General features: G+C 62.4%; 20 protein-coding genes, 1 tRNA gene and 1 pseudogene. 9 read left to right on the top strand and 13 right to left on the bottom strand.

Annotated features, from left to right (window positions below):
* Positions 1-111: 111 nt before the first annotated feature.
* From DIC66_RS01575 to DIC66_RS01560, 4 genes are read right to left on the bottom strand one after another with little or no spacing between them, the layout of a single operon-like run.
* Entirely contained in the window at positions 112-1767 is a 1656-nt protein-coding gene (locus DIC66_RS01575; protein WP_117173362.1) for an ABC transporter ATP-binding protein, read from the bottom strand.
* The gene (locus tag DIC66_RS01570; RefSeq protein ID WP_117173360.1) at positions 1764-2831 is read right to left on the bottom strand and encodes an ABC transporter permease; all 1068 of its coding nucleotides are present in this window, start codon (positions 2829-2831) and stop codon (positions 1764-1766) included. The genes DIC66_RS01575 and DIC66_RS01570 overlap by 4 nt, the downstream gene beginning before the upstream one ends.
* Complete coding sequence (locus DIC66_RS01565; protein WP_117174108.1) at positions 2797-3822, bottom strand: microcin C ABC transporter permease YejB; 1026 nt, start codon at positions 3820-3822, stop codon at positions 2797-2799. The genes DIC66_RS01570 and DIC66_RS01565 overlap by 35 nt, the downstream gene beginning before the upstream one ends.
* Complete coding sequence (locus DIC66_RS01560) at positions 3822-5606, bottom strand: extracellular solute-binding protein (RefSeq protein ID WP_117173358.1); 1785 nt, start codon at positions 5604-5606, stop codon at positions 3822-3824. Before DIC66_RS01560 ends, DIC66_RS01565 begins: the two co-directional genes overlap by 1 nt.
* A 42-nt stretch (positions 5607-5648) precedes the next feature.
* Here DIC66_RS01560 and fabI point away from each other — a divergent pair, with 42 nt between their 5' ends.
* Both fabI and DIC66_RS01550 read left to right on the top strand, forming a co-directional pair.
* Positions 5649-6446 (top strand): enoyl-ACP reductase FabI, encoded by a 798-nt coding sequence (fabI, locus tag DIC66_RS01555; RefSeq protein WP_117173356.1) that lies wholly within the window; start codon positions 5649-5651, stop codon positions 6444-6446.
* A 55-nt stretch (positions 6447-6501) separates the two neighbouring features.
* Positions 6502-7818 carry an enoyl ACP reductase FabMG family protein gene (locus DIC66_RS01550; protein WP_117173354.1) on the top strand — a complete coding sequence of 439 codons (1317 nt, stop codon included), beginning with the start codon at positions 6502-6504 and terminating at the stop codon, positions 7816-7818.
* Positions 7819-7884: 66 nt separating this feature from the next.
* On the opposite strand, the gene DIC66_RS01545 is transcribed toward DIC66_RS01550, so the two are convergent.
* From DIC66_RS01545 to DIC66_RS01535, 3 genes are all read right to left on the bottom strand, one after another.
* The gene (locus DIC66_RS01545) at positions 7885-8187 is read right to left on the bottom strand and encodes a flagellar protein FlaG (protein ID WP_233505741.1); all 303 of its coding nucleotides are present in this window, start codon (positions 8185-8187) and stop codon (positions 7885-7887) included.
* A 165-nt stretch (positions 8188-8352) separates the two neighbouring features.
* Positions 8353-9594: an ATP-grasp domain-containing protein gene (locus DIC66_RS01540; RefSeq protein ID WP_117173351.1), complete on the bottom strand. Its 1242-nt coding sequence runs from the start codon at positions 9592-9594 to the stop codon at positions 8353-8355.
* A 136-nt stretch (positions 9595-9730) separates the two neighbouring features.
* Complete coding sequence (locus DIC66_RS01535) at positions 9731-12010, bottom strand: arginine/lysine/ornithine decarboxylase (protein WP_117173349.1); 2280 nt, start codon at positions 12008-12010, stop codon at positions 9731-9733.
* 131 nt (positions 12011-12141) lie between these two features.
* Here DIC66_RS01535 and DIC66_RS01530 point away from each other — a divergent pair, with 131 nt between their 5' ends.
* Entirely contained in the window at positions 12142-12570 is a 429-nt protein-coding gene (locus tag DIC66_RS01530; protein WP_117173348.1) for an NfeD family protein, read from the top strand.
* Positions 12571-12597: 27 nt separating this feature from the next.
* On the top strand, positions 12598-13506 hold the full coding sequence (locus DIC66_RS01525) for an SPFH domain-containing protein (protein WP_117173347.1): 909 nt from the start codon (positions 12598-12600) through the stop codon (positions 13504-13506).
* Positions 13507-13596: 90 nt separating this feature from the next.
* Here DIC66_RS01525 and DIC66_RS01520 read toward each other — a convergent pair.
* From DIC66_RS01520 to DIC66_RS01505, 4 genes are all read right to left on the bottom strand, one after another.
* Positions 13597-13686, bottom strand: a tRNA-Ser gene (locus tag DIC66_RS01520).
* Between the two features lie 61 nt (positions 13687-13747).
* Complete coding sequence (locus DIC66_RS01515) at positions 13748-14218, bottom strand: hypothetical protein (RefSeq protein WP_117173345.1); 471 nt, start codon at positions 14216-14218, stop codon at positions 13748-13750.
* On the bottom strand, positions 14215-14664 hold the full coding sequence (locus DIC66_RS01510; RefSeq protein WP_117173344.1) for a DNA polymerase III subunit chi: 450 nt from the start codon (positions 14662-14664) through the stop codon (positions 14215-14217). Before DIC66_RS01510 ends, DIC66_RS01515 begins: the two co-directional genes overlap by 4 nt.
* A 16-nt stretch (positions 14665-14680) precedes the next feature.
* Positions 14681-16138: a leucyl aminopeptidase gene (locus tag DIC66_RS01505; RefSeq protein WP_117173342.1), complete on the bottom strand. Its 1458-nt coding sequence runs from the start codon at positions 16136-16138 to the stop codon at positions 14681-14683.
* 24 nt (positions 16139-16162) lie between these two features.
* Here DIC66_RS01505 and lptF point away from each other — a divergent pair, with 24 nt between their 5' ends.
* From lptF to DIC66_RS01480, 5 genes are read left to right on the top strand one after another with little or no spacing between them, the layout of a single operon-like run.
* Positions 16163-17269, top strand: coding sequence for an LPS export ABC transporter permease LptF (lptF, locus tag DIC66_RS01500; RefSeq protein ID WP_117173341.1), 1107 nt, complete (start codon positions 16163-16165; stop codon positions 17267-17269).
* On the top strand, positions 17266-18372 hold the full coding sequence (gene lptG, locus DIC66_RS01495) for an LPS export ABC transporter permease LptG (RefSeq protein WP_117173340.1): 1107 nt from the start codon (positions 17266-17268) through the stop codon (positions 18370-18372). Before lptF ends, lptG begins: the two co-directional genes overlap by 4 nt.
* Positions 18369-18740 carry a sirohydrochlorin chelatase gene (locus DIC66_RS01490; protein ID WP_117173338.1) on the top strand — a complete coding sequence of 124 codons (372 nt, stop codon included), beginning with the start codon at positions 18369-18371 and terminating at the stop codon, positions 18738-18740. The genes lptG and DIC66_RS01490 overlap by 4 nt, the downstream gene beginning before the upstream one ends.
* Positions 18741-18747: 7 nt before the next feature.
* Positions 18748-19713 (top strand): CysB family HTH-type transcriptional regulator, encoded by a 966-nt coding sequence (locus DIC66_RS01485; RefSeq protein WP_117173336.1) that lies wholly within the window; start codon positions 18748-18750, stop codon positions 19711-19713.
* Positions 19714-19715: 2 nt separating this feature from the next.
* Positions 19716-20894, top strand: a complete 1179-nt coding sequence (locus DIC66_RS01480) for a pyridoxal phosphate-dependent aminotransferase (protein WP_117173334.1) — start codon at positions 19716-19718, stop codon at positions 20892-20894.
* 318 nt (positions 20895-21212) lie between these two features.
* Here the strand turns inward: DIC66_RS01480 and hrpA are convergent, their stop codons facing one another.
* Both hrpA and DIC66_RS01470 read right to left on the bottom strand, forming a co-directional pair.
* The gene (gene hrpA, locus DIC66_RS01475) at positions 21213-25136 is read right to left on the bottom strand and encodes an ATP-dependent RNA helicase HrpA (RefSeq protein ID WP_420820475.1); all 3924 of its coding nucleotides are present in this window, start codon (positions 25134-25136) and stop codon (positions 21213-21215) included.
* Between the two features lie 109 nt (positions 25137-25245).
* A pseudogene (locus DIC66_RS01470) lies at positions 25246-25488 on the bottom strand (DUF1801 domain-containing protein); the annotation flags it as partial.
* Between the last annotated feature and the right edge of the window lie 42 nt (positions 25489-25530).

The following is a 25530-nucleotide window of genomic DNA, read 5'->3' as shown; positions in this document are numbered from 1 at the left end:
ACACATCAAAAACAATCGCCCAAAAAAAACGGGCGGTAAATACCCGCCCGTTTGGTCGTGAGCTTGGATTGTACTGCAAAAGCTGGGGAAAGCCCCTTGATTCCTAACGAATTACGCGGTGGCGGCGAGCAAACTGCGGGTGTACGGCTGCTCTGGCGATTCGAACACCGCTTGCACCGGACCCTGCTCCACGATGCGGCCGTCTTTCATGACCAATACGCGATGTGCCATAGCCCGGATCACGTCCACATCGTGGGTGATGAGCAGGTAGGCCAGGCCGTGCTCGGCCTGCAGGCGCTGCAGCAGCTGCAAAATTTGCTGGGCCATGGTGACGTCCAGCGCGCTGGTGGGCTCGTCGAGCACCAGCACGCGCGGCTGCACGATGAGCGCGCGGGCAATGGCGATGCGCTGGCGCTGGCCGCCGGAAAACTGGTGCGGATAGCGCTGCAGCAGGCCAGGGAACTGGGCATCTTCCAGGCCCACCTCCTGCAGGGCGGCAATGACACGCTCACGCACCTGGGCAGGTACCAATTCAGGCGCATGCACCGACAGACCCTCGCCCACAATTTCTTCCACCGTCATGCGCGGCGAGAGCGAAGAAAACGGATCCTGAAACACCACCTGCAACTGGCTGCGCATATGCAGGTCCAGCGCCCTGCCCTGCCCCCAGGCCTGTCCGAACAGGTGCACTTCATTGGAAAATTTCAACAAGCCCAGCACGGCCAAAGCCAGCGTAGATTTGCCAGACCCCGACTCGCCCACAATGCCCAGCGTCTGCCCGGCGCGCAGGCACAGGTCGGCCCCCTGCACGGCCACAAACTCGTCCCGTCCAAACCAGCCGGCAAAGCCTGGCTTGGGAATGGGGTAACCCACGCGCAGGTTCTTGGTGACCACGGCTTCTTCGGCCTCGGGCTTGGCTGCCACCACGTTGCGCACCGGGCGACTGGCCAGCAGGCTGCGCGTGTAGGCATGGGCGGGGTTGGCGAAGATATCGGCCACCGGCCCAAGCTCTACGATGTGGCCGCGCTCCATTACCGCCACCCGGTCTGCAAATCGGCGCACCATGTTCAGGTCGTGTGTGATCAGGAGCACAGCCAAGCCCATTTTCTTTTGCAGGCTGTCCAGCAAATCCAGAATCTGCTGGCGCACCGTCACGTCCAGGGCAGTAGTCGGCTCGTCGGCAATCAGCAGCTTGGGGCTGCAGGCCAGGGCCATGGCCATCATGGCGCGCTGGCGCTGGCCGCCTGAGAGCTGGTGCGGGAAGGCACCAGCGCGGCGCTCGGGCTCGGCGATTCCGGTGTCGGCCAGCAGGCTGATGCTTTTCTGCACGGCCTCGCGCTTTGAGAGGCCCATCTTGAGCTGCAAAACCTCGGCAATCTGCTCGCCTATGGTGAACAAGGGGTTGAGCGCCGTCATGGGCTCCTGAAACACCATGGCAATGTCCTGGCCGCGGATGGCGCGCAGCGCGCGTGGCGCGAGGCGCAGCAGGTCGACCGCAGTACCAGCCGAGCCTGCCTTTGCCTCAGCAAGCCCAGCTGCGTCAGCCTGTGGTGCGCCAGCAATGGCGCCAGCATCAAACAAGACCTGGCCACTCACCTGGGCACCTTCAGCCAAGCCCAGCAAGCTGAGCGCCGTCACCGTCTTGCCCGAGCCAGATTCGCCCACCAGGGCCAGCTTCTCGCCAGCTGCCAGCGAAAAGCTGGCGCCATGCACCACGGCCTGATCTCCAAAGGCGATGTCCAAATCGCGGACTTCCAGCAAACTCATTGCTCAGCCTTTCGCGGATCCACGGCGTCACGCAGGGCGTCGCTCATAAAGGTCAGCAGCAGCAGGGTGACTACCAGCACAGCAAAGGTGGCAATGGAGATCCACCAGGCGTCGATATTGTTCTTGCCTTGCGACAGCAACTCACCCAAGGAAGGCGTGCCGGGCGGCACACCCAGGCCCAGAAAGTCCAGGGAGGTCAGGGCCAGGATGGCGCCGCTCATGCGAAAGGGCAAAAAGGTCACCACCGGTGTCAGGCTGTTGGGCAGCACATGGCGGGTGATGATCTTCCAGTTGGACACGCCCAGCGCGCGGGCGGCGCGCACATAGTCCATCTGCCGGTTGCGCAGGAATTCGGCACGCACATAGTCCGACAGGCCCATCCAGCCAAACAGGCTGAGCAAGGCCAAGAGCAGGGCCACGCTGGGCGCAAACACCGCGCTGAAAATAATCAACAAGTAGAGCTCCGGCATGGAGCCCCAGATCTCGATGAAGCGCTGAAAGGCCAGGTCAATCTTGCCGCCAAAAAACCCCTGTACTGCGCCGGTAAGCACGCCAAGGGCCACTCCGGTCACCGTCAGGGCCAGTGCAAACAGCACGCTGACCCGAAAGCCGTAAATCAGCTGGGCCAACAGGTCACGCCCCCGGTCATCCGTGCCCAGCCAGTTGTCGGCGCTGGGCGGTGCCGGGTTGGGGAACTTGGCAAAGTAGTTCAGCGTCTTGGGGCCGTAGCGGTTGGGTGCGAAAACGGCCCAGTTGCCGGGCTCAGCGAGCTTTTGGCGAATGAAAGGGTCCAGGTAGTCGGTGGGGGTGGCAAAGTCGCCGCCAAAGGTTGTTTCCGGATAATCACGGGCAATCGGCCAGTAGGCCTGACCCTGGTAGACCACCAGCAGCGGCCGGTCGTTGGACACCAGTTCGGCGGCCAAACTCAGCAGCACCAGGGTGCAGAACAGCACCAGGCTCACAAAGCCCAGGCGGTTGCGCTTGAAACGCAGCCAGGCGCGGCGCGTGGGTGACAGGGATGCGGTGGGCTTAGTCAAAACGTACCCTCGGGTCCACCCAGACATAGCAAAGATCGGAGATGAGTTTGGTCACCAGCCCGATCAGCGTGAATAAAAACAGCGTACCCATCACCACCGGATAGTCGCGCCGGATCACGCTCTCGTAACTGAGCAGCCCCAGGCCGTCGAGCGAAAACAGCGTCTCAATCAAGAGCGAGCCGGTGAAGAAGGCGCCAATGAACGCCGCCGGAAAGCCAGTGACGATGGGGATGAGCGCATTGCGCATCACATGTTTCCACAGCACGCGCTGCTCGGACAGGCCCTTGGCCCGGGCCGTCACCACGTACTGCTTGCGGATCTCTTCCAAAAAAGCGTTCTTGGTCAGCATGGCGGTCACGGCAAAGCTGCCCAGCACCATGGCCGTAACCGGCATGGCGATGTGCCAGAGGTAATCGACGATGCGCGCCCCCCAGGCCATCTGCTCCCAGTTGCTCGATACCAGGCCGCGCAGGGGGAACCACTGCAACTGCCCGCCAAACACCACCAAGAGCGCCACGCCCAGCACAAAGCCGGGAATGGCATAACCCACCAGAATCAGCAGCGTGGTGACAAAGTCGAAGCGGCTGCCGGCGCGCACCGCCTTGGCCACGCCCAGCGGCACGGCCACCAGGTAGCTCAGGAAAAAAGTCCACAGGCCCAGGCTCATGGACACCGGCAGCTTTTCCCAGATGAGTTGCGAGACGGCGCGGTTCTGGAAGAAGCTGGTGCCCAGGTCAAAGCGCGCAAACTGCTGCAGCATGCGCCAGAAGCGCTCGGGGGCCGGTTTGTCAAACCCATACAAGGCCTTGGCCTGTTCAATGCGCTTGGGGTCCACGCCCTGCGAGCCGCGGTAGCTCAAACCCCCTTCGGCGCTGGTGCCCTTGCCGGCCTTGGCCTCGGCCAGATACTGCTCCACCGGGCCACCGGGCACGAATTGCACCACCACAAAGGTGAGGAACAGCACGCCAAACAGCGTGGGCAGCATCAGCGCTAGGCGCTTGAGGATGTAGGCCGCCATCAGCGTGCCCACCAGGTTTCAATGGCCCAGCTCTCGCCCGGGGAATACGGAGGCACGGTGTCCGGCTTGGCCAGGCGCCAGGCATTAAAGACCATGCGGTGGGTGGAGGCCGACCATTGGGGGATAAGGATGTGGCTATGGGCAATCAAGCGGTCCAGCGCGCGGCAGGCGGGCAGCAGTTCGGCCTTGGATTTGGCGCTCACCATCGCGGTGATGAGCGCATCCACCGCCGGGCTCTGGATGCCGCTGTGGTTGCCCGAGTCTTCCTGTGTGGCGGCCTTGCTGCCAAACAGGTCGGCAAATTCCTGACCGGGGTTGTTGGTGCCGCCATAGGCCAGCGAGACGATATCGAAATCAAACTTCTGCAGGCGCTGCTGGTAGAGCGAGAAGTCAGCGGTGCGGAAGTTGAGCTTCACGCCAATTTTTTCCAGGTTGCGCGCCCAGGGGCTGACCACGCGGGCACCGCCCTCGTTGCTGTCCAGCATCTCCAACTCCAGCACCGCATTCTTGCTGTTGCGCAGGGCGCCGTCGCGGTATTCCCAGCCCGCATCCTTGAGCAGTTGCTGGGCTTGGCGCAGGTTGCCGCGCAGGCTGTTGGTTCCATCGGTGCGCGGTGCTGTGGCCATGGGGCCGAAGCTTGCGTCCGGAATCTTGCTGCGCCAGGGTTGCAGCAATGCCAACTGCGCGGCATCCGGCTCGCCGCTGGCCTGGCAGTCGGTGTTGCCAAACAGGCCCTGCACGCGCTGGTAGGCGCCGTAAAACATCTGGCGGTTCATCCACTCGTAGTCCAGGGCCAGGCCCAGGGCCTGGCGCACGCGTACATCCTGCAGCAGCGGGCGGCGGGTATTGAGCACGTAGCTCTGAAAACCGGTGGGCAGGCGGTGCGGCAGTTCGGCCTTGACCAGCTCGCCGGTGTCGAACTTGCGACCGTTGACGCGCCGGGCCCAGTCACCGGCCGAGAAAAAACGCATCAGGTCAAATTCGCCCGCCTTGAGGGCCTCGAGTTTGGCCGTGTTGTCCTTGTAAATCTTGACGGTGATGCGGTCAAAGTTGGCCGTGCCCTTGCGCACACTCAGGTCCCGCGCCCAGTACGATGGGTCACGCACGTAGGTGATGTCTTTGCCAAAGTTCACCGGGCCGATCTTGTAGGGGCCGCTGCCAATGGGGATGTCCATCACCACCTGGTCAAAGGGCTTGCCCTGACCCCAGCGCTGGCTGAACACCGGCAGGCCGCCCACGGTGAGCGGTAGCTCGCGGTTGGGTTTTTTAAAGCGGTAGCGCACGGTGCGCGTATCCAGTACGTCCACGCCCGCTACGTCCTCCAAATTGCTGCGGATGCTGGGCGATACCAGCGGGCCGTTCAGGGTGTCAAAGCTGTGCTTCACGTCGGCTGCCAGCACCGCGTCGCCATTGTGGAAACGGGCGTTGGCGCGCAGGCGAAACGTGGCACTCAAGCGGTCCGGCGCCACTTGCACGTCCTCAGCCAGCAGGCCGTAAGCGGTGGCAGTTTCGTCCAGGGAGCCGGTGAGCAGGGTGTCGAACATCAGGCTGCTCAGATACGCCGGGGCCGAGCCTTTGATGGTGAAGGGGTTGTACTTGTCAAAGGTGGACACGCGCAGGTTGCTCACCAGGCGCAGCTCACCCCCCTTGGGGGCAGCTGGGTTGACGTAGTCGAAGTGGTCAAAGCCCGGGGCGTATTTGAAGTCGTCCCACAGGGCATACCCGTGCGCGGCCCAGCCGGGAAAGGCACAGACACAGAGCAGCATGGACAGCAAAAGACGCATGCGACAATTCTGCACCAGACAATGCAATCTTCCCGAGGACCTATGGGCTTTTTAGCTGGCAAAAAATTGTTGATTACCGGCGTGCTTTCGAACCGCTCCATTGCCTATGGCATTGCCACAGCCTGCCGCCAACAAGGGGCCGAGCTGGCCTTCAGCTATGCGGGAGAGCGCTTCCGGGAGCGCATCACCGAGTTTGCAGCGGAATTCGAATCTGAACTGGTGTTTGATTGCGATGTGGGCAGCGATGAGCAGATCGCCGCACTCTTCAAAGACCTGTCTGCCAGCTGGCCCACCTTCGACGGCTTTGTGCACAGCATCGGCTTTGCGCCGCGTGAAGCCATTGCCGGCAACTTTTTGGACGGGCTCTCGCGTGAGAGCTTCAAGGTGGCCCATGACATCAGCGCCTACAGCTTTCCGGCCATGGCCAAAGCCGCCCTGCCCTACCTCAACGACAAGGCCGCCCTGCTGACCCTGAGTTACCTGGGTGCCGAACGCATCATTCCGCACTACAACACCATGGGCCTGGCCAAGGCATCTCTTGAAGCCTCGGTGCGCTACCTGGCCGAGGCTGTGGGCTGCATGCCCGATGGCCGCGCCATCCGCGTCAATGGCATCAGCGCCGGCCCGATCAAAACGCTGGCCGCCAGCGGCGTGAAGGACTTTGGCAAGCTACTGAACTACGTGGCAGCGGCCGCACCCACGCGCCGCAATGTGACAATCGAAGAGGTTGGCAATGTGGCCGCCTTCATGCTGAGCGACCTGGCCAGCGGCATTACCGCTGAAATCACCTATGTGGACGGCGGCCACAGCAAGACCATGGGCGCCGTTGCGGCTGACTAAGTCGAGCGAGGCCGAGTAAGGCCGACTGCACCAATTGAAAAGTAATAATACAGACATGAACACACCTATCCCTTTGCACCAACTTCCCCAACAGAACATCTTTAAGGCAGGCGACGTGTTCGTGCTGTTTGGCGAACTCTTTGGACGCGGCTACGCCAATGGCCTGGTGAATGAAGCGCGTCAGGCGGGCATGCAGATCATCGGCATCACCGTGGGCCGACGCGACGCCGGCAACGCGCTGCGCCCTCTGAACGCGGAGGAACTGACTGCAGCCGAACTGGCACTGGGCGGCACGATCATCAATGTGCCGCTGATGGCCGGCTTTGATGCCGATGCGCCCGCCGGTGAGCCCACCCCCACCGACCTGCTGGGCGCCCTCACCCTCAAGACCTGGACCGAGGACAAACTAGACTGGGCCCATATCGACAAGTGCCAGGCCATTGGCGTCAAGCGCTTCACCGATGCGCTGGCTGAGGTGATGGCCACCCTGGGCGAGATGATTCCCGCAGGCCGCAATGTATTTTTTGCCCACACCATGGCCGGCGGCATTCCCAAGGCCAAGGTGTTTTTGGCCATTGCCAACCGCGTGTACAAGGGCCGTGGCGAGCGCTTCATGTCCTCGCAAACGCTGCTGGACAGCGACCTGGGCAAGCTGATCCTGAAAAATTTTGATGAAGTGTCGGCCAACACCTTCGGGCACCTGATTGAAGCCAGCGCCGCCATCCGCGCCCGTGCGGAAGGCTCGGGAGCCCAGGTGCGCTATTCGGCCTATGGCTACCACGGCACCGAGATCCTGATTGACGGCAGCTACCACTGGCAGACCTATACCAACTACACCCAGGGCCTGGCCAAGATGCGCCTGGAGCGCATTGCCGAGGAAGCGTGGAGCCGGGGCATCAAGGCCACCGTCTACAACTGCCCGGAAATCCGCACCAACTCGTCCGACATTTTTGCCGGCGTGGAGTTGCCATTGATCCCGCTGCTCAACGCCCTCAAGAAGGAAAACGGTGGCGCTTGGGCCCAGGCGCAGTTCGAAGCCAGCCAGGCATTGCTGGCCGACGGCATCACGCTGGAGCAGGTGCTGGACAAGGTGCTGGACTTCCAGCGCAACCCGGTCATGCTGCCCTTCCGCAACTTCGCTGCCTGGCCCATGCCCAACAGCCAGTTGCAGGCCGACCTGACCATTGGCACCTCGGACGAGGTGCAGAAAATGCACCGCGACAGCAAGGCCTTGGTGACTGACCTGCTCAGTGGACTGGTGATTGAAGCCACCGGCCCACTGATCTTCCGCGAGTCCTCGGCGCCCACCGGCCCGGTGCTGTGGCTCAACCATGACATCATTGCGCGCCAGCTCAATCTGCTGCACGCTTGAAGTCACACAGCCAAAAAAAAGAGCGCCTTGGGCGCTCTTTTTTATGTCTTTCCACGCTTCCGCACACTAAACCGTACGACTAACCAGCTGACCCTTTTGAAAACGGTCCAAGGCCCGGGTAATTTGCAGGGCGGCTTCCGAGGGGAACTGCAGGATTACCTCTTTGGTGGCCCTGTCCGTCAGCTGGATCAAGGCTTTGCCCGTGGTTTGGTCCACCACAAAGGCCAGCGCCGGGTTCAGCTTGTCCATCTTCGCCTGCAGATCTTGCACCTGGCTGGCCAGTTCTTCCTTGGAAAGGGCCTTGGCCGCTTGCTTGATGGTCTTGCTGGTGCTGCTCTGCACCTCAGGCTTGCTGGCATCGCTTGCCATTGCACCCGTTTTCACCTCGATCGCAACCGCCCCCACATCCGGCCGCACTGCCACAGGCACCAGAACCTGAGGCAAGCTGGGTTGCGATTGGGTGGACGAAACGGTAGCCATAGCCTCATCTTCGGAAGTTCCGAAGCAATCTTGAGGACTATTTTCTGGATATTTTCAAAGCCCGGCCGATACCGTCCGGGGAAGCAGGCCGTACAGCAGTTCCCGAAACGCCATTTGGGCCTTGTGAATGTGTTCGTTCTTGTAGGGAAAAATCTGTTCCACATCCATGGCATGCACCACGCCGCCATGGTCGATTTCAAACAGCAGCAGCTCTCCGTCCCGGGTTTCGGCGCAGTCCATCACCAGATAGTCCAGCTGCATGCGCTGGCAAATAGTGTCCAGCGCGGCCCGATGCCTTTGCACAAAGTCCGGAAAGTCCCGCATGAAGCGGGCTTCCTCCTGGCGCTTCCAGTCGTCCTCGTACATGCCCGCGTTCACATAGTGAATCATCCAGTTGGATGAGATACCCATATGGCAGACAAAGGCCTGGCCCTTGATGAAGGCGATACGGATCTTGCGGAACTGGCCTTCGGCATCGCTGTAGTCAATAAACGGGGCCAGGAAGAATTCGGTGTCCTCCAGCCCGGCCAGGTAGTGGGCTACCTCGGCAGCGTTGTCAATCTTTTGCAGGTCTGCCCCGGCCTGCGAACCCACGGGCCGCAGAATGATGGGAAAGCTGCAGTCGCCGGCAAGTTGCGATTCTCCGGTTTGCCCCATCACCAGCGCATACAGGTCGGCCACTGAGACGCGCACAGTCGGTGGCGCCAACAGCTGCGGAATTCCGCTGAGCAGGCTGCTGGCCTGGTCCCGCCCGGTGTGGGGAATGTATTGGGGCGCGTTCAGCACCGGACGGCTCCAGCCTTCAAGCTGCTTCTGCAAGGCTTTGAGCAAGGGGCGGTTGGCGTCGGAATCCGAAATGCCGACAAACAGCACATCATGCGCTGGCACATCGGCCAGCATGTGCTCACCGGCTTCGATGTAATGCAGCACCAGTTCGATATCGGACACCTCCAGCAAACACTCCAGCGGCGTATTGGCCTGGATGCTGCCTTGGGTTGCCAGCACCAGCAGGCGCAGCCGTGCGGGCTGCACCCGGGCCGGCAGGACATAGGTGGCTTGCAGGGACAGTGCTTCCTGCATGAACCCCAAGCCCAGCTCCTTTTGGTTCAGGCACTGCACCGCGATGGCCAGGTTCATCAGGAGGTTGGGGTTGCTGCTGTCCTCGGCGAGCTCCTGCAGCATCTGCTGCGTAGCCTGACGCAGGTCTGCCCCTGCAATGCTGGCACGCAAAAAGGGCGCCAGGCCCAGGTATTCCAAACCGCCTTGCTGGCCCAATATGGCAGCTGAATCATTCATGGTGCGCAACGACCTTTGCTTATATAGGCGGCAAAGTCATCCACATGGAAGCTGCCGTTGCTGGATTTTCCCGGCAGCCTCAGCGCCTTAAAGCCCGAAAAGCCGGTGAAACCACGGCTATTTGGGCACGCCGCCCCTACTCGCGCACGCAGTCTGCAAAGTAATGCACTTTGCCATCGGCATCGAGCTCTTCCACCAGGCCGTGCACATCGGTCTCGAAGCCCGGGCAGCGGGTGTTGAACTCGCGCGCAAACTTGAGGTAGTCCACGATCTTCTTGTTGAACACTTCACCGGGAATCAGGAGCGGAATGCCGGGCGGGTACGGTGTGACCAGGCCCACGGTGATGCGGCCTTCGAGCTTGTCAATCTCCACGCGCTCGGTCTTGCGCTGGGCAATGTGGGCGTAGGCATCGCTGGGCTTCATGGCCGGGGTCAGGTCGCTCAGGTAGACATCGGTGGTCAGGCGCGCGATGTCGTACTTGGCGTACAGGGCGTGCAGGTGCTGGCACAGGTCGGCCAGGCCCATCTTCTCGTAGCGCGGGTGCTTCTGGCAGAACTCCGGCAGGATGCGCCACATAGGCTGGTTCTTGTCGTAGTCGTCCTTGAACTGCTGCAAGGCCGTCAGCATGCTGTTCCAGCGGCCCTTGGTGATGCCGATGGTGAACATGATGAAGAAGCTGTACAGGCCGGTCTTCTCCACCACCACGCCGTGCTCGGCCAAAAACTTGGTGACGATGCTGGCTGGGATGCCGGTCTTGGCAAAGGTGCCGTTCAGGTCCATGCCGGGGGTGACGATGGTGGCCTTGATCGGGTCCAGCATGTTGAAGCCGGTGGCCATCTTGCCAAAGCCATGCCAGTTCACCTTGACCGATTTGGCCGCCTTGCTTTCGCCCTTGAGGATCCAGTCGGTGGCCCGGCCTATGCCCTCTTCGGCAAACTTCTCAGGGCCCCAGACCTTGAACCACCAGTCGTCGCCGTATTCCTCATCGATCTTGCGCATGGCGCGGCGGAAGTCCAGCGCCTCGGCAATGCTTTCTTCCACCAGCGCGGTGCCACCGGGTGGCTCCATCATGGCAGCGGCCACATCGCAGCTGGCGATGATGCTGTACTGCGGCGAGGTGCTGGTGTGCATCAGATAGGCCTCGTTGAACAGCGGCCTGTCGAGCTTGACCGTCTGCGAGTCCTGCACCAGCACATGGCTGGCCTGGCTGATGCCGGCCAGCAGCTTGTGGATGGATTGGGTGGCATACACCATGGCGTTCACAGGACGTGCGCGCTTTTTGCCCATGGAGTGGTAACTGCCATAGAAAGGGTGGAAGGCCGCGTGCGGCAGCCAGGCCTCGTCAAAGTGCAGGTTCTCCACATAGCCGTCCAGCATGTTCTTGATGGTCTCGGTGTTGTAGAGCACACCGTCGTAGGTGCTTTGGGTGAGTGTCAGCACGCGTGGCTTGACCTTCTTGGCATCCACGCCCTTGAGCAGGGGGTTGGCCCGGATCTTGGCCTGGATGGAGGCGATCTCGAACTCTTCCTTGGGGATGGGGCCGATGATGCCGAAGTGGTTGCGCGTGGGCTTCAAAAAGACGGGGATGGAACCGGTCATGATGATGCTGTGCAGGATGGACTTGTGGCAGTTTCGGTCCACCACCACCACGTCGCCGGGTGCCACCGTGTGGTGCCAGACCATCTTGTTGGAGGTGCTGGTGCCGTTGGTGACGAAGAAGCAGTGGTCGGCATTGAAGATGCGCGCGGCATTGCGCTCGCTGGCACCAATGGCGCCGTCATGGTCCAGTAACTGGCCCAATTCTTCGACCGCATTGCAGACGTCGGCGCGCAGCATGTTCTCACCAAAGAACTGGTGGAACATCTGGCCCACCGGGCTCTTCAAAAAGGCCACGCCGCCGGAGTGGCCGGGGCAATGCCAGGAGTATGAGCCGTCTTCGGCATAGTCCAGCAGGGCCTTGAAGAACGGCGGCTGCACGCCTTCCAGATAGCTCTTGGCCTCGCGGATGATGTGGCGCGCCACAAACTCGGGCGTGTCCTCAAACATGTGGATGAAGCCGTGCAGCTCGCGCAGGATGTCGTTGGGAATGTGGCGGCTGGTCTTGGTTTCCCCGTACACGTAGATAGGCACGTCCAGATTCTTGCGCCGCACCTCTTCAATGAAGTGGCGCAGGTTCAGCACAGCCGGGTCCAGGTCCGGCCCGGGTGTGAACTCTTCGTCATCAATGGACAGGATGAAGGCGCTGGCACGTGACTGCTGCTGGGCAAACTGGCTCAGGTCGCCATAGCTGGTAACGCCGAGCACCTCGAAGCCCTCGGATTCAATGGCCTGCGCCAGGGCACGGATGCCCAGGCCCGAGGTGTTCTCGGAGCGAAAGTCTTCATCGATGATGATGATGGGGAAACGGAACTTCATGGCAGGGCCTCCAACGACGGGCAGATTCGTAGCAAATAGCCGCGAGTGTAAGTACTAAAAGTGTGGGATTTGTTGCAGTGCAAACCTTTTGGCCCACAATGTGGCGTCATCAACACACGGAGTACGCGGATATGGCTGAATCAACCCTCTGGTGGCTGGCTACCGGCGGCGCAGTTGCCGTGGAGCTGCTCACCGGCACCTTTTATTTGCTGATGCTGGCCATCGGCTTTGCGGTGGCTGCCGTGGCGGCCCACCTGGGCTACGGCATGACCACACAGATCGTGACCGCGGCCGTGGTGGGTGGAGGCGCCGTAGTAGGTTGGCACCTGCGCCAGACCGGGCGCCGCCAGCAGGAGGCACCCGCCCAAGCCAATGCGAATGTCAATCTGGACATTGGCGAAACCATCCAGATCGAATTGTGGAACCCGGATGGCACGGCCGACGTGCATTACCGCGGCGCCCGCTGGACGGCCATTCACCGCCCGGGCGTGTCGCCCAGCACAGGGCCGCACCGTGTGGCCGAGCTGGTGGGCAACCGCCTGCTGGTCGACAAGGCCTGACCCTTTTTATTCAACCCAGGAAACACCATGGAAATCGCAATTCTCTTGCTGGTTATCGCCATTATTTTTGTCACCCGCAGCATCAAGGTGGTGCCCCAACAGCACGCCTGGGTGATCGAGCGGCTGGGCAAATACCACGGCACCCTCACACCCGGCCTCAACATCCTGGTGCCCTTTGTCGATCGGGTGGCCTACAAGCATGTGCTCAAGGAAATTCCGCTGGACATTGCCAGCCAGGTCTGCATTACGCGCGACAACACGCAACTGCAGGTGGACGGCATTCTGTACTTCCAGGTGACCGATGCCATGCGCGCCAGCTACGGATCGAGCAACTACATCGTGGCCATCTCGCAACTGGCCCAGACCAGCCTGCGCTCGGTGATCGGTAAGCTGGAGTTGGACAAGACGTTCGAGGAGCGCGACATCATCAACGCCCAGGTGGTGGCCGCCATTGACGAGGCTGCGCTGAACTGGGGTGTGAAGGTGCTGCGCTACGAAATCAAGGACCTCACACCACCCAAAGAAATCCTGCATGCCATGCAGGCGCAGATCACGGCCGAGCGCGAGAAGCGTGCCCTGATTGCCGCCTCCGAGGGCCGCCGTCAGGAACAGATCAACATCGCCACCGGTGAACGTGAAGCCTTCATTGCCCGCTCCGAAGGCGAGAAGCAGGCCGTGATCAACAAGGCCCAGGGCGAAGCCGCATCCATCACCGCCGTGGCCGACGCCACGGCAGGTGCCATTGAGCGCATTGCGGCCGCCATCCGCCTGCCCGGTGGCGAGCAGGCCGTGCAACTCAAGGTGGCCGAGCGCGCGGTAGAGGCCTACAGCAAGGTAGCCAGCGACGCCACCACCACGCTGATCATCCCCGGCAATATGAGCGAGGTGTCCACGCTGATCGCTACGGCCATGAAGATGATCCAGACCGGGAAATAGCGAACCAACAAAAAAGCCCCAGCTTCACAAGGAAACTAGGGCTTTCAGGGATTCTACTGACACGGTTGGAAACCGTTGAGAACCTATTTCTGGCGGAGCAGGCGGGATTCGAACCCGCGGTGGGTTTAACCCCACGCACGCTTTCCAGGCGTGTGACTTAAACCGCTCATCCACCGCTCCAGAGCCTCGTATTCTAGCATCAAGCGAGAGCGACTTTGCCCTGCACTGCAAATCAAATGCGTCAATTCACCGCGTCGGGCGGCTCGGGCAAGGCCTGTTCAATGGCCTCGCGCACGGCCTCTTCAATATGCAGGTGCATGGAGGGCAGCAAGGCACTGAACTGGGCCTCGAAAAGTTCCTGCGCAATATTGCGTAGCTCCGCCTCCAACTGGGGCTTTACCAGCTTGATGAGTTGCTGAGCCAGCGCCTGCTTGTCAGGTGCTGCGGACACCGGAGCTGCGCTGTAGCTTGGCGTTGCGTTATGTGTGGGCTCCTGCGAGGCCGGTGTTGCGTGCGGTGGCGGGGCAACGGCAAAAGCTGGCTCCGGCACAGGCTCGGCGAAAGGCTCGGCAAAAGGCTCGGTAACAGGTGCCACAACCGGCTGTGCCATCGCCGGATCGGAGATCGGAGCCGATGCAGCAAGCGATACCGTTCGCGGGTCCACCACCTCGGTCAGCGTGGGCAGGTAGCGCGGCGGCGGGCGGCTGCTCATGCGCCCTCTCCACGGGCCTTGAGGTCGTGGCGCGTGATGGTGTAGCCACGTTCGGTGTACTGCTTCCAGCGCACGCGGGCCAGGCTGCGGTCCTGCTCATCGGTGCTGACCACCTCAATCACGCGCTGAAACTGCTCAAAGTCTTCCGGCACATCGTCGGCCAGGTTCACCAGTATCGGGAAGCGGGTGTCCAGCGCCTCTTCTGCGTCGCCGGCCTGCACCAGCAGCACAGACGAACGGCTGCGCACGGCATCGGCTGCCGCGGCATCGCAATGGGTGATGAAGTCGGTGGGCGACAGGGCCCACAGGGCAGCGTCCAGCGCCGCTGCCTCGGCCGGGCTGCTGCGCACCAGCAGGCGCACGCCCGTGGCCGTGGCCTTGCGCAGCAGTCTGCAGGTGTAGGCCAGCCGGTCAGGCGCTCCAAAGTGGAAGGCGACGTCGGTCACAGTCTCAGAGGCCGGGCTACTTGGCAGAAGAAGGCGCGTTGGCAGTGGCCAAGAGGTACTCCACCAAAAGACCCACAGGGCGGCCGGTGGCGCCCTTGGCGGCACCGCTCTTCCAGGCGCTACCGGCGATGTCCAGATGCGCCCACGGGTATTTGTCGGTAAAACGTTGCAGGAACTTGGCTGCCGAGATGGCACCGCCCGCGCGGCCCGCCACATTGGCCACATCGGCAAAAGAAGTCTTCAGGCCTTCGGCGTACTCGTCATCGAGCGGCATTTGCCAGCACAGGTCCTGCGCCACGTCACCCGCAGTGCTCAGGGCCTCGGCCAATGCCACGTTGGCGGAGAACATGCCGCTGCGCACACTGCCCAGGGCCACCACACAAGCGCCTGTCAGGGTGGCGATATCCACCACGGCACGCGGCTTGAAGCGCTCGGCATAGGTCAGCGCGTCGCACAGCACCAGGCGGCCTTCGGCATCGGTGTTGAGGATCTCGATGGTCTGCCCGCTCATGCTGGTCACCACATCGCCAGGCTTGACGGCGCGGCCATTGAGCAGGTTCTCGCACGAGGGGATCAGGCCGATCACATTGATGGCGGGCTTGAGCTCGGCCAGGGTGCGGAAGGTGCCCAGCACGCTGGCCGCACCGCACATGTCGAACTTCATCTCGTCCATCTCGGCCGCGGGCTTGATGGAAATGCCACCGGAATCAAAAGTAATGCCCTTGCCCACCAGCACGGTGGGCGCCACGCTCTTGGCGGCACCGCTGTATTTCAGCACGATGAAGCGCAAGGGCTCGTCTGAGCCCTGGGCCACCGCCATGAAGGAGCCCATGCCGAGCTTGGCCACTTCCTTGGGGCCCAACACCTCGCAGCTGATCTTGCCGTGCTTGGCCAGGGCCTGTGCTGCTTTGCCCAACAAAGTGGGTGTGGCGTGGTTGGCCGGGCGGTTGGCCCATTCCTTGGCCAACTCCACCCCCGCAACCACGGCCACGGCGCGCTCGAAGACGGCCTTCAGCTCAGCGGCATTGCCGGTGGCGAGCAACACGGTTTGCAGTACGCGCGCTTCCGGCTTGGACTTGGTGGTGGTGTAGCTGTAGCTGCCATCGGCCACGGCAGACACGGCGGCACGCAGGGCGGGCTCGGAGGCCGGGCTGGCAAAGGCCACGACCAGCGACTTGAGCTTGTCCGACTTGACACTGGCCAGGGCTGCGGCCACGCCAGCGCGTACCTGCTTGGCGCTGCCATCACCCACCCCGGCGATCACCACCCGGGTAGCCTGGGACAATGGGGTCTTGTAGAGGGCCAATATTTTGCCCGCCTTGCTATGGGCATCACCGTCCTTGAGGGCACGGGCTACCAATGCGGAGAAGCCGTCCTTGGCGGGCTTGTGGGCATCGGACACCAGCACCAGCAGTGCGTCGCATTTTTCGCTGGCCGCTTCGACCAGGCTCAGGGGCTTCAATTCAAAGTTCATAATTCGCCTATCTACGTTCACGCAATGTTATTCCATTCCTCTATCCGCAAAGAATTAGCCCGCAGTTTCGGGGCCACGCTGGTCGTACTGGCCACCGTGGTCATGACCATGACGCTGATCCGCACCGTGGGCGAAGCCTCGCGCGGCACCTTCAACCCCACCGATGTGATGATCATCATGGGCTATACCGTGCTCTCCGACATGCCCACGATTCTGTCCATGAGCATGTTCATTGCCATTCTGAGCGTGCTCACCCGTATGTACAAGGACAGCGAGATGGTGATCTGGTTTGGCAGCGGGCGCGGCCTGGCCTCGCTGCTCAACCCCTTGTTCCGCTTCGCCTGGCCGATTCTGGTGGTGATTGCCGTGCTGGCATTTTTGATATTGCCCTGGGCCTTTGGCCGCATTGAGGACCTGCGCGACCGCTACGAGAAGCGCGGCGACATTGCCCGCATCGAGCCCGGGCAGTTCCAGGAATCGGCCAATGGCGACCGCGTCTTCTTTATCGAAAAGAACTCGGACAACAAGCAGGTGGGCAACAACGTCTTCATCGCCACCTATGAGCAGGGCAAGGAGACTGTCACCTCGGCACGCAGCGGCCATATAGAGATCATGGGCTCCGACAAAATGCTGGTGCTGGAAAACGGCCAGCGCCTGGAAAAGACCAGCGGCAAGCCCGAACTGACGGTGAGCATGTTTGAGCGCTATGGTGCCCGCGTGGGCGGCGACGATGTGTCCGCACGCAGCTACATCCCGGCCAGTTCCTTGACGACCCAGGAGCTGTTGGGCGAGCCCAATCCCAAGAATCTGGCAGAGCTGTCCTGGCGCATTGGCCTGGTGCTGGCCGCCCTCAATTTCATCGTGATTGGCATCGCCGCGGCCGGCACCAATCCGCGTGTGGGCCGCACCGCCAACCTGGGCTTTGCCTTCCTGATTTTTGTGGCGTATTTCAACTTTCTGGTGTTGGGCAAAAGCTGGGTCGAGTCGGGCCAGGTGCAGTTCGGACCCTACCTGCTGGTGCTGCATGGCGGCGCCCTGGTCTTGAGCCTGCTGTGGCTGGCCAAGCGCAACAACAACTGGGTGTTGCGTCTGCGCAAGCGTGCAACCAGCCCCGGGGAGGCCAAGGCATGAAGACCGTTCGCCGCCTGTTGTTCCGCGAGGTGCTCATTGCCGTGGGCCTGGTCACCCTGGGCTTTGTGGCGCTGTTCTTCTTCTTTGACTTTGTCGAGGAACTGCAGTCGGTCAACCACATCGGCTCGATTGGCTACCGCATTCCCCAGGCCCTGATCTACATCGGCCTGATGATGCCCAGCCATGTTTACGAGCTCATGCCCATCACCGTGCTGATCGGCACCATCTTTGTGATGGCGCGCCTGGCGCAAAGCTCGGAATTCACCATTCTGCGCACCAGTGGACTGGGGCCTTGGCGCGCCCTGCGCATCCTGCTGAGCCTGGGCCTGCTGTTCGTGCTCTTTACTTTTGCGGTGGGCGACTACCTGGCCCCACTGGCCGACAAGACGGCGCAGCTGCTCAAGGCACAGTTTCAGGGCCAGGTGACGGTCGGCAAGACCGGGGCCTGGCTGAAGGAAAAGCAGCCCTACGCCAATTACGCGGTGAATGTGGGTGCGCTGGCCAGCGACGGCACCATGAAGGAAGTGCGCATCTTCGAATTTGACAACCAGGGTCACCTGGTCTCCATGACCCAGGGGCAGACCGCCCAGTTCGGCGAACACGATGACTGGCTGTTGCACACCGTGGACCGCACCGAGTTCACCTCCGCCGACACCAAGGCGGCGCGGGTGGAGCGCATTATTTCCGACAGCTTTCGATGGCCCACCGGGGTCACGGCCGAGATGGTGGCCGCGGCCGTGCTCAAGCCCGAGCGCATGGGCACGATTGACCTGTTCCAGTACATGCAGCACCTGAGCTCCAACAACCAGTCGGCGCAAAAGTACGAAGTGCAGTTCTGGAAGAAGGTGTTCTATCCCCTGAGCTGCCTGGTGATGGTGGTGCTGGCCCTGCCCTTTGCCTACTTTCACTTCCGGGCCGGCGGCATTGCCAGCTATGTGTTTGGCGGCGTGATGGCCGGCATCAGCTTTGTGCTGCTCAACAATGTGCTCAGCGACCTGGGCACGCTGCAGGGCTGGCAGCCCTGGTTTACCGCGGCCCTGCCGGGGCTGATTTACTCCATTCTTTCACTCACGGCCTTTAGCTGGCTGGTCCTCAAGCGATGAGCATTCCCCAACAACGCGCCGTAGTTCTATTTGCACATGGCTCGCGCGACCCCCTGTGGCACAAGCCCATGGAGGCGGTGGCGGCCCAACTGCTGAAAGGCCAGCCCGAACTGGCCGTACGCTGTGCCTACCTGGAGCTGAGCACCCCCGACCTGCCCACCGTCTGCCTGGAGCTTATTGCGCTAGGTATCACCAACATCTCGGTGGTACCCATGTTCCTGGGCGTGGGGCGCCATGCGCGCGAAGACCTGCCACTGCTGGTGCAGGAACTGCGCACGCAATACCCCCAGGTGCTGTTTGAACTCAAGGCAGCCGTGGGAGAAGACACTCGATTGATCGCTCTGTTGGCGCAGATCTCAGCGGAATAATCCATTTATGAATCTCCACCAATTCCGCTTTGTCCAGGAAGCCGCTCGCCGCAACCTGAACCTGACCGAGGCGGCCAAGGCGCTGCATACCTCGCAGCCGGGCGTCTCCAAGGCCATCATCGAACTGGAAGAGGAGCTGGGCATCGAGATTTTTGCGCGCCACGGCAAACGCCTCAAGCGCATTACCGAGCCGGGCATGCATGTGCTCAAAAGCATCGAGCTGATCATGGGCGAGGTGGGCAACCTCAAGCGCATCGGCGAGCAGTACAGCACCCAGGACAGCGGCACCCTCTCCATTGCCACCACCCACACCCAGGCCCGCTACGTGCTGCCGGAGAAAGTGGCGGCCCTGCGCGCAGCCTACCCCAAGGTCAACATCAGCATGCACCAGGGCGCACCGGGCCAGGTGGCGCGCATGCTGATAGACGATGTGGCCGAGATCGGCATAGCCACCGAGTCACTGGCCGACTTTGCCGAGCTGGTCACCCTGCCCTGCTACGAATGGCAGCACATGCTGGTGCTGCCGGTGGACCATCCCCTGGCCAGGAAGGACCGCATCACCCTGGAAGACGTGTCCAAGGAACCGCTGATCACCTACCACCCGTCCTTCACCGGCCGCACCAAGATCGACCTGGCCTTTGCGCATGCCCACCTGGAGCCGCGCATTGCGCTTGAGGCCATTGATTCGGACGTGATCAAGACCTATGTGCGCCTGGGGCTGGGTATAGGCATTGCCGCTGAAATGGCGGTGCAGGACGTGCTGGACGACTGCGCCAACAACGGCGGCAAAGGCGGCCTGGTGGCCAAGCCCGCTGGCCATCTGTTTGGCAACAACATCACGCGCGTGGCCTTCAAGCGCAGCGCCTACCTGCGCAACTTTGTCTACACCTTTGCGGAACTGCTCAGCAACCGCCTGAGCCGCGACCTCATCATCAAGGCCATGACCGGCCACGTAAACGACTACGAGCTCTGACCATGGAAGCCTCCACCAGCGCAGGCCGCCAGCCCGCCTTCAGCTCCAAGCCCTGCCTGGACAGCATAGGCACCACCATCTTCACGGTGATGTCGGCACTGGCCGCCGAGCACAAGGCCGTGAACCTGGGCCAGGGCTTTCCGGACTTTGCCTGCGACCCGGCCCTGGTGGATGCCGTGACCCAGGCCATGCAGGCCGGCCACAACCAGTACCCGCCCATGGTGGGCGTGCCGGTGCTGCGCCAGGCTATTTGCCACAAAATCGTGGCCCTGCACCAGCGACAGTACAACGCCGACACCGAGATCACCATCACCGCCGGAGCCACGCAGGGCATCATCACCGCCATCCTGGCTATCGTGCGCGCGGGCGATGAAGTGATCGTGCTGGAGCCCTGCTACGACAGCTATGTGCCCAATATCGAGCTGGCCGGTGGCGTGGCGGTGCGCGTGCCGCTCACGCCGGGAACGTTCCGTCCGGACTTCGCCAAAATAGCGGCTGCCATGACGCCGCGCACCCGCGCCATCATCATCAACTCGCCGCACAACCCCAGTGCCACGGTCTGGAGCGACGCCGACATGCAGGCACTGCAGAACATGCTGGCACCCACCGACGTGCTGCTGATCAGCGACGAGGTCTACGAACACATGGTGTTTGACGGGCAACAGCACCAGAGCGCCGCGCGCTTTGACGGTCTGGCGGCACGCGCCTTCATCGTCAGCAGCTTTGGCAAGACCTACCATGTGACCGGCTGGAAGATTGGCTATGTGGCAGCCCCGGCCTTCCTGATGGCCGAGTTCCGCAAGGTGCACCAGTTCAATGTGTTCACCGTCAACACCCCGGTGCAATACGGGTTGGCCCAGTACATGGCAAACCCGGCGCCTTATCTGGAGTTGCCCGCGTTTTACCAGCGCAAGCGCGACCTGTTTCGCACAGGCCTTGCGAAGACGCGCTTGAAGCTGCTGCCCAGCGAAGGCAGCTATTTTCAGTGCGTGGACATCTCGGAAGTGAGCGACCTGGGCGAAGCAGACTTTTGCCAATGGCTCACCCGCGAGATCGGCGTGGCGGCCATTCCGCTATCCGCCTTTTACGGCAACGGCTTTGACCAGCGCGTGGTGCGCTTCTGCTTTGCCAAGCAGGACCAGACGCTGCAGAGTGCTCTGCAGCGCCTTCAAAAACTCTAGAACCGGCGGAACTCCGCCAGTACTCAAGCGCCCTTGCCTACCGGCCGGGGGTGACTGCGAACACCCTCCACGCCATGACTTCCCGCCTTGATACCTGTTTGAACTTTCATTGCACATCCCTTTGAAGATTTGAAACCAGCCGCTTACGGCCCCCATGGCCGCCAGCACTCTCGATAGGCCCCTGCCTTGAAGCAAGGCGACAGGGCTGTCAATCGATGGCTCGATGCTACGGGGCGGCAGGCATTTCTGCGAGGCCACAAAGCCGCGTTTTGGGTGGACCGGTGTCGCATTCCTTTCAGACCAAGGTCTGAGCTGCAACTAAGTAAGCTGCGCCCAGGCCTTGTCCAGCCGCTTCACGCTCACCGGCTGCGGTGTGCGCAGCTCCTGCGCGAAGAAGCTCACGCGCAGTTCTTCGAGCAGCCAGCGGAACTCCAGCATGCGCTCATCCACCACTCCCTTGCGTTCGGCCACCAGGCGCCAGTAGCGCTGCTCCAGCGGTCGCAGCTCGGCCAGACGCGTAGCGTCGCGGGCCGGGTCGGCGCGGTATTTGTCCAGGCGCAGGGTGATGGCTTTCAGGTAGCGCGCCAGGTGCTGCAGCCGATCCCAGGGGGCGGCGTGCAAAAAGCGTTTAGGCATCAGGCGCTGCAGTTGCTGGGCCGCATCCACGGCGGCCTCGCCCGCGGCTTTGCTGTCCTTGATCTTGCGCGCGGCTGCGGCGTATTCCAGCAGGATGATGCCGGCCATGCGGGCCACTTCGCTGGCAATCAGCGTGAGGCGGCCACGGCCCTCTTCTACCCGCTTCTTGAAGGCGAATTCGTCGGTGGGCAAAGGCTCGATCAGAAAGGCGCGGTCCAGTGCCAACGCGATGATCTGCTCGCGCAGTTCTTCGATCGTGCCGCCGGAGGTGGCGCTGTCCTTGCCTTCGGTCTTGCCGACCTGCATGAAGGTCACGGCCATTTTCTGCAGGTCAGGGATGTTCTTTTCCAGGTACTTGAGCGCGTCCTTGATCTGCAGCGCAAACAGGCGGCGCAGGCCGGCGCGGTGTTTGGCGTTGGCGGTTTCGGGCTCGTCAAACACTTCCACGGTGACGGCATCGCCCGCGTCGATCAGGGCAGGAAAGCCAATCAGCGTCTGGCCGCCCTTGCGGATTTCCAGCAGCTCGGGCAGCTCGCCAAAAGTCCAGGCGGTGTGGCGTTTGTCGCTGGCCACGGGTGGCGTTGTCGCTTTGCTGAGGGCAGGTTTTGCGCCTGCAGACGTTGCTTGGGCCACGGCCACTGGCGCTTGCTCGGCAGGCGGCTTGGCCCCCTCGCCCAGCTTCAAATTGGCCAGCGCCTGAAACGCCCCGCGCGCCTGCTTGCCCCACTCGGCCTTCAAGGCACCCAGGTTGCGGCCCTGGCCCAGCACGCGGCCGTGCTCGTCCACCACGCGGAAGTTCATGAAGAAGTGGGGGCTGAGCATGTCCACCTTGATGTCGGCTTTAGCGACGTCCACGGCGGTGGCATCGCGCACCAGCTTCAGCACTGCATCCAGCAAGGACCCCGCACCAAACCGCTCGGGCGCGTTCAGCACCTCGGCGAACTTGGCCGCAGTATCGGGCAGCGGCACCAGGCGCGAGCGTGGGCGCTGGTGCAGCGTCTTGATGAGGGCTTGCACCTTCTCGCGCAGCATGCCGGGCACCAGCCATTCGCAACGCTCTTCACTGGCCTGGTTCAGCACAAACAGCGGCACGGTCACGGTCAGGCCGTCGTGGGCGTCGCCGGGTTGGTGCAGGTAGGTGGCCGCGCAGTCCACACCACCCAGCCGGATGGTCTTGGGGAAGGAGGCAGTAGTGATGCCTGCGGCCTCGTGGCGCATCAGCTCCTCGCGGGTCAGGCGTAGCAGCGTGCTCTCACGCCGTCCGCCCGCGTGCTGCGGGTTGTATTGCGGCTTTTTGGATTCTTCGCGGTACCAGTTCTCGAAGCTGTAACCGCTGCATACGTCGGCGGGGAGCTGCTGGTCGTAAAAGGCGTAGATCAGCTCGTCATCCACCAGCACGTCCTGGCGGCGCGCCTTGTGCTCCAGGTCTTCCACCTGCTTGATCAATTTTTCATTGGCGGCCAGGAAAGGCAGCGGCGTCTCCCACTGGTTGTTCACCAGCGCTTCGCGGATAAAAATTTCGCGCGCGCCCACCAGGTCCACGCGGCCGTAGTTCACCTTGCGGCCACTGTAGACCACGATGCCGTAGAGCGTGGCCCGCTCCAGGGCCACCACCTCGGCAGCCTTTTTTTCCCAGTGCGGGTCCAGCAGCTGCTTCTTCAGCAGATGGCCGCCCACCTGCTCCAGCCACTGTGGCTCGATGGCCGCAATGCCGCGGCCGAACAGGCGCGTGGTCTCCACCAGCTCGGCGGCCACAATCCAGCGGCCCGGCTTCTTCACCAAATGCGCGCCGGGGTGCGGGTAAAACTTGATGCTGCGTGCGCCCAGGTACTCGCCGGAAGCGCCATCGGTCTCCAGCTTGCAGCCCACATTGCCCAAGAGGCCCGACAGCATGGACAGGTGCAACTGCTCGTAGCTTGCGGGCGCGGTATTCAAGCGCCACTTGTGCTCCGCCACCACCGTGTGCAACTGGGTGTGGATGTCTTTCCACTCACGCACGCGACGCATGTTGACGAAGTTCTGGCGCAGCAACTGCTCGTACTGCCGGTTGGTTACCTTGTGCTGGCCAACCACGCCGGTAGCACCCGTGGGGTGGCGCTCGCCGCGCGCGTCGTGTATCCACTTCCACAGCTTCAGGTAGCCGCTGAACTCGCTTTTTTCATCGTCAAACTTGGCGTGCTGCTGGTCGGCCTGCTGTTGCGCGTCCATGGGGCGGTCGCGCACGTCTTGCACGCTCAGCGCCGAGGCAATCACCAGCACCTCGTCGAGCGCGCTGCGCGTGCGCGCCTCCAGAATCATGCGGCCCACGCGCGGGTCCAGCGGCAGGCGCGAGAGCTCCTGGCCCAGGGGCGTGATTTCGTTGCCGTCGTCCACCGCGCCCAGCTCGTTGAGCAGTTGGTATCCGTCGGCAATGGCGCGGCCCGAAGGCATGTCAATAAACGGAAAATCTTCCACCACGCCCAGGTGCAGCGACTTCATGCGCAGAATCACCCCGGCCAGCGAGGAACGCAGAATTTCCGGATCGGTAAAGCGCTCGCGCCCGGCAAACTCCTTTTCGTCGTACAGGCGTATGCAGATGCCGTTGGCCACGCGGCCGCAGCGCCCGGCGCGCTGGTTGGCCGCCGCCTGGCTGATGGGCTCCACCAGCAGCTGCTCCACCTTGCTTCTGAAGCTGTAGCGCTTCACGCGGGCGGTGCCGGCATCGATCACATAGCGGATGCCCGGCACGGTGAGCGAGGTTTCGGCCACGTTGGTGGCCAGCACAATGCGCCGCCCGTGGTGGCCCTCGAAGATGCGGTCCTGCTCGGCCGGGGACAGGCGGGCAAACAGGGGCAGCACCTCAGCATTGCGCATCAGGGGCTGGTGGCTCAGGTGGCGGCGCAGGTGGTCAGCCGCCTCACGGATTTCGCGCTCGCCGGGCAGGAAGACCAGGATGTCACCGGCATTGTGGGCATCGCGCCAAAGCTCATCGACACCATCTGCTATCGCGCTGTTCAGATCGTATTCACGCGACTCTTCAAAGGGCCGGTAACGCTGCTCCACCGGGAACATGCGCCCGGACACGAGGATGACGGGGGCCGGTCCGTTCTTGGACGCGAAGTGCCGCGCAAAGCGGTCCGCATCAATCGTGGCCGAGGTGACAACGATTTTCAAATCCGGGCGGCGCGGCAGGATCTGGCGCAAATAGCCCAGCAGGAAGTCGATGTTCAGGCTGCGCTCGTGTGCCTCGTCGATGATGATGGTGTCGTAGGCGGTCAGCAGCGGGTCGGTCTGCGTCTCGGCCAGCAAGATGCCGTCCGTCATCAGCTTGACCGAGGCGTCCTTGGAGAGGCGATCCTGAAATCGCACCTTGAAGCCCACCACCTCGCCCAGCGGCGTCTTGAGCTCTTCGGCAATGCGCTTGGCCACGGAGCTCGCAGCAATCCGCCGCGGCTGGGTGTGGCCAATCAGTTTGCCGCGCGGCGCCGGTCGGCCGTCCGGCAGGGTCGTGGGGTAATTGAGTTTGCCCCGTCCCATGGCCAGGGCGATCTTGGGCAGCTGCGTGGTCTTGCCCGAGCCGGTCTCGCCGCAGACGATGATGACCTGGTGCTGCTGCATGGCGGCCATGATCTCTTCGCGCTTGCCCGACACGGGCAGGGACTCGGGGAACTCGATATGCAGGGGGACGGCGGGGGAAGGGGAAAAGGGTGCGTTCACCCGGTGATTATCCCTGTGCTCAAGGCTGTCCCTGCTTCTGAGGCTTCTTGGCCGCTGCTTGGAGATTCAAGGCCACGGCCGCCTGCACCAAGGCCTTGAAGGCGTCTGCATCCAGCACCTCGCCCTCACGGATATCGATGGCGCGGCGGGCGTTGCCATCCAGGCTGACATTGAAGAGCCGCGCCGGGTCTGGCAGGGCCGCGCCCTTCGTGAAGGTCAGCTTGACTACCTGTTTGTAGGTCTCGCCGGTGCAGACAATGCCAGCCAGTGCCTGCTATATCCAGCCCAAACCCAGCCGAACCTG

The sequence above is a fragment of the Rhodoferax lacus genome, from assembly GCF_003415675.1.
Lineage (GTDB): Bacteria > Pseudomonadota > Gammaproteobacteria > Burkholderiales > Burkholderiaceae_C > Allorhodoferax > Allorhodoferax lacus.
The sequence above is the reverse complement of the archived record's forward strand: the minus strand, read 5'-3'. Positions and strand labels throughout refer to the sequence as shown.

Excerpts from the sequence above, each read along its gene's own strand:
- DIC66_RS01575 (WP_117173362.1), bottom strand. The coding sequence starts at position 1,767 with ATGAGTTTGCTGGAAGTCCGCGATTTGGACATCGCCTTTGGAGATCAG.
- DIC66_RS01570 (WP_117173360.1), bottom strand. The coding sequence starts at position 2,831 with ATGTCTGGGTGGACCCGAGGGTACGTTTTGACTAAGCCCACCGCATCC.
- DIC66_RS01565 (WP_117174108.1), bottom strand. The coding sequence starts at position 3,822 with ATGGCGGCCTACATCCTCAAGCGCCTAGCGCTGATGCTGCCCACGCTG.
- DIC66_RS01560 (WP_117173358.1), bottom strand. The coding sequence starts at position 5,606 with ATGCGTCTTTTGCTGTCCATGCTGCTCTGTGTCTGTGCCTTTCCCGGC.
- fabI (WP_117173356.1), top strand. The coding sequence starts at position 5,649 with ATGGGCTTTTTAGCTGGCAAAAAATTGTTGATTACCGGCGTGCTTTCG.
- DIC66_RS01550 (WP_117173354.1), top strand. The coding sequence starts at position 6,502 with ATGAACACACCTATCCCTTTGCACCAACTTCCCCAACAGAACATCTTT.
- DIC66_RS01545 (WP_233505741.1), bottom strand. The coding sequence starts at position 8,187 with ATGGCAAGCGATGCCAGCAAGCCTGAGGTGCAGAGCAGCACCAGCAAG.
- DIC66_RS01540 (WP_117173351.1), bottom strand. The coding sequence starts at position 9,594 with ATGAATGATTCAGCTGCCATATTGGGCCAGCAAGGCGGTTTGGAATAC.
- DIC66_RS01535 (WP_117173349.1), bottom strand. The coding sequence starts at position 12,010 with ATGAAGTTCCGTTTCCCCATCATCATCATCGATGAAGACTTTCGCTCC.
- DIC66_RS01530 (WP_117173348.1), top strand. The coding sequence starts at position 12,142 with ATGGCTGAATCAACCCTCTGGTGGCTGGCTACCGGCGGCGCAGTTGCC.
- DIC66_RS01525 (WP_117173347.1), top strand. The coding sequence starts at position 12,598 with ATGGAAATCGCAATTCTCTTGCTGGTTATCGCCATTATTTTTGTCACC.
- DIC66_RS01515 (WP_117173345.1), bottom strand. The coding sequence starts at position 14,218 with ATGAGCAGCCGCCCGCCGCCGCGCTACCTGCCCACGCTGACCGAGGTG.
- DIC66_RS01505 (WP_117173342.1), bottom strand. The coding sequence starts at position 16,138 with ATGAACTTTGAATTGAAGCCCCTGAGCCTGGTCGAAGCGGCCAGCGAA.
- lptF (WP_117173341.1), top strand. The coding sequence starts at position 16,163 with ATGTTATTCCATTCCTCTATCCGCAAAGAATTAGCCCGCAGTTTCGGG.
- lptG (WP_117173340.1), top strand. The coding sequence starts at position 17,266 with ATGAAGACCGTTCGCCGCCTGTTGTTCCGCGAGGTGCTCATTGCCGTG.
- DIC66_RS01490 (WP_117173338.1), top strand. The coding sequence starts at position 18,369 with ATGAGCATTCCCCAACAACGCGCCGTAGTTCTATTTGCACATGGCTCG.
- DIC66_RS01485 (WP_117173336.1), top strand. The coding sequence starts at position 18,748 with ATGAATCTCCACCAATTCCGCTTTGTCCAGGAAGCCGCTCGCCGCAAC.
- DIC66_RS01480 (WP_117173334.1), top strand. The coding sequence starts at position 19,716 with ATGGAAGCCTCCACCAGCGCAGGCCGCCAGCCCGCCTTCAGCTCCAAG.
- hrpA (WP_420820475.1), bottom strand. The coding sequence starts at position 25,136 with ATGGCCGCCATGCAGCAGCACCAGGTCATCATCGTCTGCGGCGAGACC.